Below are 12,324 nucleotides of genomic sequence, written 5' to 3'. Positions count from 1 at the left end.
CATAGCTAATATCTCCACCACCAGGACAAACATCTCCATCATATGAATGTAAATGTTGTACAAATATCACTTCTGAGTGCTCAATAGACTCTAACTCTAAATAAGCTTTATAATGTCTCTCCACCTCAGCAACATAATACCAACTACAGAAGGCATCGCAATTCCTGCAGCTATACCTACAATAGCAATAACCGCAATTACTTCTACAAATGTAAACCCTTTTTTATCACTCAAAATCACCTTCCTTTCCTCCTTACTGGATTACCATTCCTCAAAAAAATTCAGCTTATTATAGAAAAGCTCGAAAAGCTCTCCTCCATTCACTATAATCTCTTAAACAAAAAAATATATCGCAAATATCTCCTCCGTACCCTATAAACTTATAATAGGAAGAAACCCGCCTAAAAAAACAACCAGGGCATCCAACCTCACCTCACGCCATACTCCCGACAACCATCGAATCTAAGGTCCATCCCAACCCACATCATAGCCGAGTGCCTTCCTTGAAAAAGGGAACAATTACTTGCAAAAAACACAAAAACTCTAGATACACCCGATATTCAAAGGCATATCTAGAATTTTCATGATCATATTAAATTGCTTCTACCTTAACTCTCGATGATTTTTAATTCACTAAGCCTTTCATCCATAAAACGAATCAATTCATCTTTCAGGCTATCATCTTTAAGAGCCATTTCAATTGTTGTTTTTATAAACCCAAACTTCTCACCTACATCATAGCGGACACCTTCAAAGTCATAAGCAAACACACGCTGAATCTGGTTCAGCTTCTGAATCGCATCTGTAAGCTGTACTTCCCCTCCAGCACCAAGCTCTTGCTGTTCCAGGAACATGAATATCTCTGGAGTCAAAATATAACGACCCATAATAGCCAGATTGGAAGGAGCAGTTCCTTGCTTTGGTTTTTCTACGAAGTTATTAACCAGGTATCTGCGTCCAATTTGATCCGAAGGATCAATGATTCCGTAACGATGTGTTTCTTCTTCCGCTACTGTCTGCACCCCAATCACCGATGAAAGCGTCCTTTCATGCTCATCCATCAGCTGACGCAAGCATGGAGTATCGCTTTGTACGATGTCATCACCCAGGAGCACCGCAAAGGGCTCATCCCCGATAAATTTCCTTGCACACCAAACAGCATGGCCAAGTCCTTTAGGTTCTTTCTGCCTTATATAATGAATATCTACTTTTGAAGGCTCTTTTACCTTTTCAAGCAGATCAAACTTTTGTTTTTGATCAGGTTTTCTTCTAGCTCAAAGGAATTGTCGAAATGGTCTTCAATTGCTCTTTTTCCTTTACCTGTTACGATAATAATATCTTCAATTCCCGAAGCGACAGCCTCTTCCACGATGTATTGAATGGTCGGTTTATCGACGATCGGCAGCATTTCCTTTGGCATTGCCTTTGTTGCGGGCAGAAATCTTGTCCCTAATCCGGCGGCAGGGATAATGGCTTTCCGTACTTTTTTCATACAAATCTCCCCCTTATTCAGCCATCAATAAAACATTGTTTTTTCTTTTATTGGCCAAGTTCAATACAAATTCACTAATCTCACTAGCAGACATTCGATCAAATTTTTCTATTAAGTAATGAACTTCATATTCCTGTTCCAGAACAGCCTTTCCAATAAAGATTTTCGGAAACACCGCTTCTTTATGAACTTCTTTCTCTCCAAGCAGCTCTTCATACATTTTCTCTCCTGGCCGGATGCCCGAGAAGTTGATGCCGATTTCTTCTATTGTATAGCCTGATAACCGGATCAGGTTTTTCGCGAGGTCTACAATCTTTACCGGCTCGCCCATGTCCAGAACAAATATCTCTCCGCCGCGGGCCAACGTACCCGCCTGCATCACAAGTCTTGATGCTTCCGGTATGGTCATAAAATATCTTGTCATATCCGGGTGGGTAACCGTCACCGGGCCACCAGCCTGTATTTGCTTTTTAAACAGTGGAATAACACTGCCGCGGCTCCCTAACACATTCCCGAATCGTACGGCGACAAACTTTGTCTTGCTATGCTTATCCAATTCCTGAATAACCATTTCCGCAATCCGCTTTGTGGATCCCATTACGTTTGTTGGATTAACAGCTTTATCAGAGGAAACCAAAACAAAGGTCCCAACGCCAAATGTGTCAGCCGCTTCTGCTACATTCTTCGTCCCAAGCACATTGTTCTTCACAGCTTCTTTCGGATTGTACTCCATCAAAGGCACGTGCTTATGGGCTGCTGCATGATACACAACATCTGGCTTATGCGTTTCAAGGACTTCAAATATTCGGGCCCGATCCTGGATATCAGCGATAACGGGACTAATTTCAATCTTATCTTTATGTTTATTTCTTAGCTCCATATCAATCTGGTAAATCGAGTTTTCCCCATGTCCCAATAGAAGGATTTTCTTCGGCTGGAACTTGCATACCTGGCGGCAGATTTCTGATCCGATCGATCCGCCCGCGCCTGTAACGAGAATGGTTTTTCCAGTCAATTTTTTCGAAATGCTCTCAATATCCAGTTCGACCGGCTCGCGGCCCAGGAGGTCTTCTACCTGGACATCGCGGAACTGGTTTACGGACACTTTGCCAAGCATGACATCTTCCATCATTGGCATAATAACTGTCTTGGCTTTTGTACCTGAGCATTCTTCAAAAATACGCTTCATTTCTTCTTTACTTAGAGAAGGAATAGCGATAATGATTTTATCCACGTTTAATGTTTCAACTGTCTTTGCAATGCGTTTAGAATCTCCCACTACGGGTAGACCAAGTATATGCAATTTATACTTTCTCGGGTCATCATCGATAAACGCTACCGGCTTTATGCCTGCGTCCGAGTTTTTAAGCAGCTGCCTTACCAGCATGGTGCCTGCAGCACCTGCTCCAATAATGAGTGCACGCTTTTGCTCCACCTGGGGCTTGATATATCGATCACGGTAAATCCGCCAAGAGAATCGTGAACCGCCAATTAATAACACATGAAGCATCCACGCAAGACCCAATGCTCTAACATAGATATTGTTTATGATTAATAACTGGATGAAACCAGTCGCCATGATCGAAAGGGTTACTGCTTTCACGATTGTCATGAGCTCGCCTACACTTGCATACTCCCATGCTTTGTTGTAGAGACGGTACATGGAGGCAAATAGATGGTGGCTCAGCAGCAGGGTAATGGATGTGACTAGCAGCGTTTCATATTTAAATATTTGAAAAGTTGGATGAAGGATTAAATAACTGAGATAAATTGCCGATAACACAATTAGAGAATCCAATAAAATTAAAAATGTCAGCCGTTTTTGGTACGTCAATCAAATAGCCTCCTTTAAGATATATAAGTTCAAAAATTCCTATTTTTTCAACATAATGGATGCGTACGGACAAAAAATAAATACCTAATGGTAAAACAGGAAGACTCCTGTACTAGCATTAGATATCTATTAGGCTTGGCTTAAAAAAACCAAAATAAATAAAAATTTCGGGCATCGAACCCGCCCTCACATTATGCCAGCGGCCACTTGGGCCTAAGGAGAACGGACTCCCACAGCATAATCGAGTGTCTCCTTTGATAACGGCAAGGAGGCATCGCCTAATACGGAATAACTGTATAATTACCTTTTAATTACCTTACTGTTATTTTAAGATATAAACCGCTCAAAAAATTGAACCGGTTGGACTAAAAATTTTATTTCAGACTAAGAACTAATTTTTTCTTAGAAAATCCCAAAAAACTTTTTCTTCTTAATTTGTTCAGGTATTTCTCTCATAACATTCTGTCCTTCAACCAATAACTCTGCATTTTCAGTGAACAGATAAACCATATCGACTCCATATCTGGATTCGATCAGATCGAAGGCTTCCGCCATTTTAAATGTGCGGTTCTTCGTGTTATGGGCATCAGATGCAACGAAATGCGTTAAGTTTGCTTCAATTAATTGCTGCGAGAAACTCTTAATCTTTTTCCCAAATTGGCCACAAAGACTGGCTGCAGTTACTTGGGTTAGTGCTCCTGATTTTACAAGCTGATAGACCAGATCCGGACGTTCCACCATTTCAGAATTCCGCTCAGGATGGACAATGATCGGAGTCAAACCCTTCATTTGAATATCATAAACTAGCTTTTCCGTATATCTCGGTACATGACCGGACGGGAGCTCTATGAACACATAGCTTGAATCTGCCAAGGTTAATATTTTCCCAGCTTCAAATTCTTCAAGAAACTCTCCGAAAATCCGCGTTTCCTGGCCGGCTAAAACTTTTAAAGAGATTCCCTCTTTGCTAAAAGCCTTGTTGACTTCATCAACCTTAACAAGAATATCTTCCTTTTCATTTTCGTAATTCTCATTTTTATGGTGAGGGGTTGCGATGATGGTGTCGATTCCTTCCTGAACAGCCTTTTCAGCCATCACTAAGGTTTCACTCATATGCTTAGCTCCATCATCTATGCCAGGCAATATATGACAATGAATATCAATCATCGCAAACACCCTTTCCAATTAAATACAAGTTTTGCAGGACTATTTAACTATAACCTATTACGTTAGTTGGGTAAAGGAGTGTAAATTGTCTGAATTTGTCACTTTCTACCGTAATAGTAGTAGTATTGGGAACTTTGAAGCTTTTTGTTGTTTAAAATAGCTCCTAAAAGCTTGCTCTTTGTTGATTGCAATAGTTCCCTTGCTTTAATAGCTTGATCGATTTCTGTTTCTCCGCTCCGAGTTACCAGGATGGAGCCGTCACACTGATTTGCTAAAATTTGTGCATCCGCAACAGCTAACACTGGTGGCGTATCAAATAGGACAAGGTCGAATTCTTGATACGATTCTTCCAGGAATTCTTCCATCGCTTTTGAACCAAGGAGTTCAGCAGGATTTGGCGGCACAGGACCGCTTGCAAGTACAAATAAATTTGGTTCTCTGGTTGCTGATACTGCTTTTTCTAAGGTTGCACTCTTTGTGAGAACATTTGTTAATCCTGTGATGTTATTAACGTCAAATGTATAGTGTGCGGTCGGCTTGCGTAAGTCAGCATCCACTAACAGCACTTTTTTCCCCTGGTTTGCAAACACGACAGCCAGGTTGGAAACAGTCGTAGATTTCCCTTCACCAGGACCTGAAGACGTAACCATGATGGATTTCAGTTCCTGATCAATGGATGAAAACTGAATATTGGTTCTTACTGTTCTATATTGTTCCGAAACAGGCGACTTCGGGCTAGAGATGGTTACTAGCTTACGCTTATTATTGTCTCTCATTATTTTCTTTGGCTTCTTTTTAAATAGCATTTTCGCCACCTGCCCTTGTTACGCCCTTTGCTCTTTCATTACGGCTATTTGGGTTCTTCGAATCTTCAATAATGGATATAACGCCGAGAATCGGCAAGTCTAGATGTCTCTCTATATCCTGCTCATCTTTGATACTGTTATCAAAGTACTCTAGTAATAACGCCAGTCCTACTCCCGCCATTAAACCTACCACTAAGGCAATCGCGATATTTAATACTGGCTGGGGTTTAATTGGAGACATGTTATCTTTTACTTCCGCTTTAGCCAAAATAGTTACATTATCAATATTCATGATCTCTTTAATTTCTCTGTGAAACACACTTGCTGTCGTGTTCGCAATATCGGCAGCCAATTTCGGATCAGGATGCTCTACGGTGATCGCTACCACCTGGGAATCCTTTTGGCTTCCAACCGTAATCTTCGAATTCAGCTGATCTGTTGTCATATCCAAATCAAGCTTATCAATAACAAGATCAAGAATCGCTGGACTTTTTATGATAACGTTATACGTATTAATCAACTGAAGATTGGTTTGGATTTCGCCGGGATTGTATACAGGCTGATCGTTTTTGGCTTGGTTGACAAGAAGCTGTGTCGAAGTCTGGTAGATGGGAGTTAAGAAATAAAAGCTGATAATACCGCTTGTTAGAACCGCAACAAATGTAAGAGAAAGAATCAAAAGAATCCTCTTCCGCAATGTTGCCAATAATTCTTTTAAACTAATTGTTTCCTCCATGGTTTCCTCCTGATTAAAAAGGGTAAAATGCTGATAGTATTATAGCACAAAAAGTCGTGGATATTGGTCAAAATTGTCAATAATTAGCCGTATATAGGCCTATTTTGTATTTCCTGACTAATTGTAACAAAACTGTTACAAGATTTAATAGACAATATTTATATTTGGCATAAATTACATAGACAACCTAAATTTCTCATGAACTGCTAATTTTTAAAAGACATAACGATTAAAAATATAACAATTTCTTTACTTAATTAAAAGAGTTAAGTCAAATTTAATTTTTTCTGACACCTCATTTTATGTATACAGTTCCCCCTACCCCGTACCTCTACATATACCTTAATTCCCTTATACTGATAGATTAAACCCATTTATTCCATAAACTGCAAAATGAGAAAATACACCTAAATTTCGACCATATTTTCCCTGACTGACTTCCCGCTATATATAATAGAAGAAATTGTAGAATTACCGGGTTTATTGTCAAAACCTGTTGTCATAAAGGTTGATTCTTGTCATAATTTAAATAGAAGAATCCCTTCACTCTATTAATATAGGAGGCAAAAAAAAATTGAAAGCATTTCTTACTACTATATTAGCCATTGGCTGTGTAGTAATTTTAATAGTAGGCAATTTGCACTGGAAGGAAAAGACCACGGTCATCATGCCGGAAGCCGCTCAAATGCAGACAGAGGCTAAAGGCTCTTCAATAGATAGCGCATCTGAGGAAGTTTTACAGCTCGCTGCCAACTGGCCGGTTGAAAGTAAAAAAGTTCTTGAAAAGCGTCTAGCAGAAGGAAAACCTTTTAAGATCCAAATTGTAGGTTCCGGAGCATTAGGAGAAGGCCCAGCTTCATGGCCGGAAATCCTGAAAACACAATTACAGCAAGAGTTTGGTGAATCTGTTATCGAAATATCCATTAACAGCTACGATCTTAACTCTCTTTCCTATACATCCGACAACAAACAACAAGACATCATTGATGCACAACCTGACCTGGTGATTCTTGAATCATTTATCCTAAAGGATAACGGCGCAGTAGCCATCGAAGACTCCCTGGCAAACACGAAAAATGTCCTGGAGGATGTCGAAAGTGCAAACCCAGAAACAACATTCATCATCCAGCCGGCTCACCCATTATACAACTCGCAATATTACCCGATACAGGTCCAAAACCTGAAAGAGTTTGCTGAAGAAAACAATGTAACGTATCTGGATCATTGGACAACTTGGCCGGATCAGGATAATCAGGAGCTTACTGAATATCTTTCAGCTGATAATAGCCAGCCAAGTGAGAAAGGGCATGAGATTTGGGCGGATTATATGGTGGAGTATTTTATAAGTAAATAAACGAAAGAAGCTGACCGGGATGGCATGCTCCCCCTAAAGTAGACAGATTAAAAAATAAAAATCTGTTTTGTCTTGGGGGAGCTTTTTATGTCCAATAAATTTTATTCAAGTAACTTTAAGAATGAAGTAGTATCAGCCTATAAGAAAGCAGATTTTACAGTTAAAGAACTGACTGAAAGATATAATATCCCTAAAGTTACCTTATAGAACTGGGTAGAGATATTTGAGAGAGATGGAGTAAATGAATTTGAAAACTCTAGAACGTGGAAGTCATATTCTAAAGAGTTAAAAGAGGCAGCTGTGCAGGATTACTTATCGGGGGAATACTCTCAATGGAATCTCAAGTCGAGCTGCCCTTCGGAAGTGGATTAACAAGTATAATAGTCATAAAGAGTTAAAGGATACGTCGAAAGGAAGGGTGCACTCTATGACTAAAGGTAGAAATACTACTTGGGTTGAACGTATTCAAATTGTACTGGATTGCTTAGGGAACGGAAAAGATTTTAAGAAAACAGCTGAGGCTTATGAAGTCTCCTATCAACAGGTATATCAATGGGTTAGGAAGTACGAAAATGGTGGAGATGAGGCGCTTAAAGATAATCGTGGAAGGACAAAAGAAGAAGCAGAGCTCTCTCAAGAAGAGAAAATGAAACTTAAGATGACAAAGTTCACTTTAACCCTTTAATGTGTGTGGGGTCAGGCTCTTTGTTTAACTTATGACATCAAAACTACTCCTAATTCCGATTATTTGATTAGCGAACAAAAAGTATTAGCCGGAGAGGGTTTTTAATATCATCTTGAAAGCTATATAGCCCTAGGTCTAGTACAAGGTTATTTTAATATAAATAAAGCCTCTTGGTTACCCAAGAGGCTTTTTATTAAAACTTATTTTACATTAACAGTTACTGAAGTTGAGGCAATTGCAGTTGTAGCATCGCTGCTATCTTCCATAACTTTGAAAATAATAGTTCCTTTTTGGCCTGATGCTGTAGTTGAGATACCAGTAACAGGATCAAAAGTTCCAACGGCAAGACCAGTAGCACCTGTTGCTACTTCAGCTGTAACTGTGGCTAATTGAACATCGTCATTGTTGAATTGGCCATCTCCATCTGTATCTAGGTATAGATCTCCATCGCTCTCAATTCTAACTTTATGAAGAGTAGATTTAGATAATGTAATACCTTTAACGATTTCATCATCATCGCTAGCAACGATATCGAACACATCGTTAATATTAATAGTTTCGCCGATATAATCAACAGTGCTTGTCGCCTTGAAATCAACTTTAGTAATTGTGATTTGCTCATCAACTACTGTAATCGTAATTTTACCAACAACTGCTCCAGCTGAATCTTTTAGTACAACATCTGTTTGACCTTTTCCTTTTGCAGTAATTGTTAGGTCAGTACCTGAAATAGCAGCAGTAGCAACAGTAGCTTTTAAAGATTCTACTGAATAATTTCCAGCGGCTAAATCAATAGACCCATTGTATACGCCTTCAGTAGTGTACTTATTTAATGCATAAGTTACTTTATTGTCTTTATCGTTGTTCACATCTAGAGTATTGTCCTTAGACTGATTAGCAAGAGTCTTTAGCTCTAACTTAGAAGTACCAACATTATCAACTTTAGTTACTTGTACATTGAAAGAACCAAGAACGTTGTTATTAGCATCTTTAAAATAGAGAGTACCAGTTCCAGCGTTTGAACCTGCAGTCAAAGTTAATGTTACTTTACCTTCGTTATTTGTGTCAAGGTCATAAGAACCAGCTAGAACTGAAGGTACAACTTCCTCAAGCTCATTTTTTCCGTTTTCATTTGTGTTGAACGGATCACCGTACTGGTCAGTTACTATTACAGATACATCAGTAGTTTTTCCTGTGATTAACTTTACAGAGCTTGTAGATGGAGCAACCTTAGTAACTTTACGAACTGAATTAGTAACAGTTACGTCAAATGTAGATTTTGAATTACCTACAGTAACTGTGATTGTAGCTTTACCTGCAGCGTTTGCAGTTAAAGTCTTTCCAGAAACAGATACAGCAGCTTGGTTAGATGACTCAACTGTTGCATTTGCAGTAGCGTCAACATCATCACCAGCGATAGTAGAAATTACTTCTGTAACATCAGCAGTTTCTCCAGCAACTAGTGTCTTGCTGTTCATTACAAATCCTTTTCCATTTGTAAGTTCAACAGATTTAACTGCAGTAGCAACTTGCTCTAAATTAACAACAGAAATTGTTTCTCTTTCTGACTTAACTAAAGTACCGCCTTTTGTTACTTGTACTTCTACTTCATAGTCACCTTTTGTTAAGCTATCTTTAAGTTCACCTGTAGTGTTATCTTTAAAGATATCTGCAGAAGCGCCGTCGCTATCTACAGCAACAAATTTAACAGTATAACCAGCTAATTTTAAGTAGTCTACACTTGCAGCACTTGACTCACTGTTAATTTTAAAAGTAACTTTTTGTCCTTTTGTGTCGTCATCGAAAAGACCAGCATTAACAGTTGCCTTTTCAACTTTATATTCAAATTTTACAGTAAATTCTTTAGTTGTTCCATTAAGGGTTGCTTTCAAAGTCACTTCAGTGTTAGGAGCGATGCTTCCTTCTAAAGTAATAAGAGCGCTTTTCCCATCTGCACTTGGTGTAACGGCAGTAACTTTATTACCTTCAACAGAAAGGTCACTAGCTTTAATGTTTTTAAGAGCTGTACCCTCAAGTTTTAAAGTGTTAGGGCTAACAGCACTAACTCCAGTTACAGCTGGGTTTCCAAGAGTAAATCCAAACTCAAGATCAGCATCAACTAACAACTTAGCGAAGTCAGCACGATCGATTGTTGCGTTTGGCTCGAAAGTTGTAGGTGTTTTACCGTTGATTAGGTCGTTAGCATAAAGAGTTTTGATGTAGTCAGTATACCAAACACCTTCTTTAACATCAGTGAAAGGTGTTTTTGCATCTGCTTGAAGTTCTAAGCCGTATGCATCAACAACTAATTTAGCGAATTGAGCGCGAGTAAGTGTTCCGTTAGGAGCAAACTCAGTTTCAGTTACACCGTCAACTAATTTCTCAGCATATAGAGCGTTGATATACTTTGCATACCAAGCATCTTGCTTAACATCTTCGAAAGAAGCTGCAGCTGCATTAAGATCTAGGTCACGGATTAGAGAAACCATTTTTGCAGCTTGTGCACGAGTTACTTTTTCACGAAGGCCGAATTCGCCGTTAGGCATACCTTCGATGATACCTGCATCAGCAAGTTGGTTAACGTAAGGAGCATAGAAGTTGTTGTCCTGTACATCAGGAAAGCTTGCAGCGAAAGAAGCTGCTGGTGCAACTGCAGTAGCAACCATAGCTGCTGTTAAAGAAGTTGCTAAAAATTTACGGTGATTTTTAGATTGGTAAGCCATAAATCACATTTCCTCCCTTTATTTATCTTAGTTATTTGCCAGCATATAAGACATTCATAGATTGCCAGATTCCAAACTTATTCATTCGGTTCCAGTTATGTATTTTTCAACCTATTAGTTCTCTAATACTAGCTTTACAAGGTATTCAAAAATAAGTTACCCAAACAATACAGAGTTTAGTATAATTGACCCTCAAAAAATAGTCAATATTTTTCTCTTATGGATTATTTTATATTGATTGGATTAACTTACCTGTAAATCTAATTCTAACCAATATTACAAATAATTCAACAGGAAAGTATTACTAATTTATCATGTTTTTACATAATAACACAAGTTTTGATAGAAAATAATCACCTTTTTTTCAAATTTTATAGCTAAATAGTTTGGTATTTTGACAATTATTGCAGTAATATGACCTATTTTGTTACGTAAATGTAAAATTCAAAAAAATCTCCTCATGGTAAAATTATTGTAGATAATTTGGATTAGGAGGCGAAATATGTTAAAAAGATTACTATTTTGCCTGACGGTGGTTCTATTAGCTCTTTCCAGTTTTACAACTAATGGACAAGCTATGGAAGAAACTTCAGGTGAACAGGTTGTAAGACTGGCGAAGGATTATATCGGAGTCCCATATAAATTCGGGGGCACAACGCCATCCGGTTTCGATTGTTCGGGTTATATAGGATATGTTTTTAATAAGGTTGACGTAAAATTGCCACGAACAGCAGCAGATCAGGCTAAGGCAGGTACAGCTGTTAGCAAGGCCGATCTTAAGGCTGGGGATATTGTTTATTTTAAAGATACATATAAATCAGGTGTTTCTCACGCTGGTATATACATAGGAAGTAATCAATTTATTTCAGCAACAAGCTCCAAAGGAGTAAAGATCGATTCCATTAATGATCCATATTATTGGGGCAGCCGCTATGCAGGCGCACGCCGAGTGCTTGAGGAAGTTAAAGTAGCAAAGCTTGCTCCTGGAGAATACTATGATGTTTCTAAAACCTATTGGGCAGTAACGCCTATTACTTCACTTAGTAAACAAGGCATTATCAATGGATATGATGGGGGACTATTCCTTCCTGAAAGAACCATTAAGCGTTCGGAAGCAGCTAAAATGTTGAGTGAAACTTTTAATCTTACATACTCAGGAAGTTCAAGTTCTTCCTATAGTGATGTGTCATCGTCCCATTGGGCATACAAATATATCATGGCCGCAACAGAAAAGAATTACTTCGGTGGCTATGAAGGCAATAAATTTAAGCCAGATGAACCGATAAGCCGTGCGGAAATTGCTGCATTATTTGTACGGGTGTTCAAACTTCAGAACAATGGACAAACACCTTCATTCTCTGATTTAGATGCAGAGCATTGGGCATATAATGCGATTCAAAAACTTTCAGCTAATAACATTACTGGCGGATATACAGATCAAACCTTCCGCCCATCTAGCCAAACTTCACGTGCGGAGTTCTCTACATTCCTATATCGTGCCTTGCAATAATAAAAAGGAATCAGTGT

The 12,324-nt window shown here is 38.7% G+C and carries 9 protein-coding genes and 1 pseudogene; 3 read left to right on the top strand and 7 right to left on the bottom strand.

Annotation, left to right across the window (positions count from 1 at the left end; all coding sequences use genetic code 11):
- Positions 1-96: 96 nt before the first annotated feature.
- The 6 genes and pseudogenes from DFO73_RS05665 to DFO73_RS05640 form a co-directional block, all read right to left on the bottom strand.
- Positions 97-240: a prepilin-type N-terminal cleavage/methylation domain-containing protein gene (locus DFO73_RS05665; protein WP_110063809.1), complete on the bottom strand. Its 144-nt coding sequence runs from the start codon at positions 238-240 to the stop codon at positions 97-99.
- Between the two features lie 368 nt (positions 241-608).
- Positions 609-1,492, bottom strand: a pseudogene (galU, locus tag DFO73_RS05660) (UTP--glucose-1-phosphate uridylyltransferase GalU).
- A gap of 13 nt (positions 1,493-1,505) precedes the next feature.
- Positions 1,506-3,326, bottom strand: coding sequence for a polysaccharide biosynthesis protein (locus tag DFO73_RS05655; protein WP_110063808.1), 1,821 nt, complete (start codon positions 3,324-3,326; stop codon positions 1,506-1,508).
- Positions 3,327-3,728: 402 nt separating this feature from the next.
- The gene (locus DFO73_RS05650) at positions 3,729-4,493 is read right to left on the bottom strand and encodes a tyrosine-protein phosphatase (protein ID WP_110063807.1); all 765 of its coding nucleotides are present in this window, start codon (positions 4,491-4,493) and stop codon (positions 3,729-3,731) included.
- A gap of 98 nt (positions 4,494-4,591) precedes the next feature.
- Complete coding sequence (locus tag DFO73_RS05645) at positions 4,592-5,299, bottom strand: CpsD/CapB family tyrosine-protein kinase (RefSeq protein ID WP_110063806.1); 708 nt, start codon at positions 5,297-5,299, stop codon at positions 4,592-4,594.
- Positions 5,289-6,035: a YveK family protein gene (locus tag DFO73_RS05640; protein WP_110063805.1), complete on the bottom strand. Its 747-nt coding sequence runs from the start codon at positions 6,033-6,035 to the stop codon at positions 5,289-5,291. Before DFO73_RS05640 ends, DFO73_RS05645 begins: the two co-directional genes overlap by 11 nt.
- A gap of 574 nt (positions 6,036-6,609) precedes the next feature.
- Here DFO73_RS05640 and DFO73_RS05635 point away from each other — a divergent pair.
- Positions 6,610-7,389 carry an SGNH/GDSL hydrolase family protein gene (locus tag DFO73_RS05635; protein WP_110063804.1) on the top strand — a complete coding sequence of 260 codons (780 nt, stop codon included), beginning with the start codon at positions 6,610-6,612 and terminating at the stop codon, positions 7,387-7,389.
- 427 nt (positions 7,390-7,816) lie between these two features.
- Positions 7,817-8,074: a helix-turn-helix domain-containing protein gene (locus DFO73_RS05630; RefSeq protein WP_110063803.1), complete on the top strand. Its 258-nt coding sequence runs from the start codon at positions 7,817-7,819 to the stop codon at positions 8,072-8,074.
- 200 nt (positions 8,075-8,274) lie between these two features.
- On the opposite strand, the gene DFO73_RS05625 is transcribed toward DFO73_RS05630, so the two are convergent.
- Positions 8,275-10,797, bottom strand: coding sequence for an S-layer homology domain-containing protein (locus DFO73_RS05625; RefSeq protein ID WP_110063802.1), 2,523 nt, complete (start codon positions 10,795-10,797; stop codon positions 8,275-8,277).
- Positions 10,798-11,299: 502 nt separating this feature from the next.
- Between DFO73_RS05625 and DFO73_RS05620 the strand changes: the two genes are divergently transcribed.
- The gene (locus DFO73_RS05620) at positions 11,300-12,307 is read left to right on the top strand and encodes a C40 family peptidase (RefSeq protein WP_110063801.1); all 1,008 of its coding nucleotides are present in this window, start codon (positions 11,300-11,302) and stop codon (positions 12,305-12,307) included.
- Positions 12,308-12,324 lie beyond the last annotated feature (17 nt).

The sequence above is a fragment of the Cytobacillus oceanisediminis genome (assembly GCF_003182355.1).
GTDB classification, from domain to species: Bacteria; Bacillota; Bacilli; order Bacillales; family Cytobacillaceae; genus Cytobacillus; species Cytobacillus oceanisediminis_A.
Note: the sequence above shows the minus strand (reverse complement) of the source record. Positions and strands in the feature narration are given on the sequence as shown.

Excerpts from the sequence above, each read along its gene's own strand:
- DFO73_RS05650 (WP_110063807.1), bottom strand. The coding sequence starts at position 4,493 with ATGATTGATATTCATTGTCATATATTGCCTGGCATAGATGATGGAGCT.
- DFO73_RS05645 (WP_110063806.1), bottom strand. The coding sequence starts at position 5,299 with ATGCTATTTAAAAAGAAGCCAAAGAAAATAATGAGAGACAATAATAAG.
- DFO73_RS05640 (WP_110063805.1), bottom strand. The coding sequence starts at position 6,035 with ATGGAGGAAACAATTAGTTTAAAAGAATTATTGGCAACATTGCGGAAG.
- DFO73_RS05630 (WP_110063803.1), top strand. The coding sequence starts at position 7,817 with ATGACTAAAGGTAGAAATACTACTTGGGTTGAACGTATTCAAATTGTA.
- DFO73_RS05625 (WP_110063802.1), bottom strand. The coding sequence starts at position 10,797 with ATGGCTTACCAATCTAAAAATCACCGTAAATTTTTAGCAACTTCTTTA.
- DFO73_RS05620 (WP_110063801.1), top strand. The coding sequence starts at position 11,300 with ATGTTAAAAAGATTACTATTTTGCCTGACGGTGGTTCTATTAGCTCTT.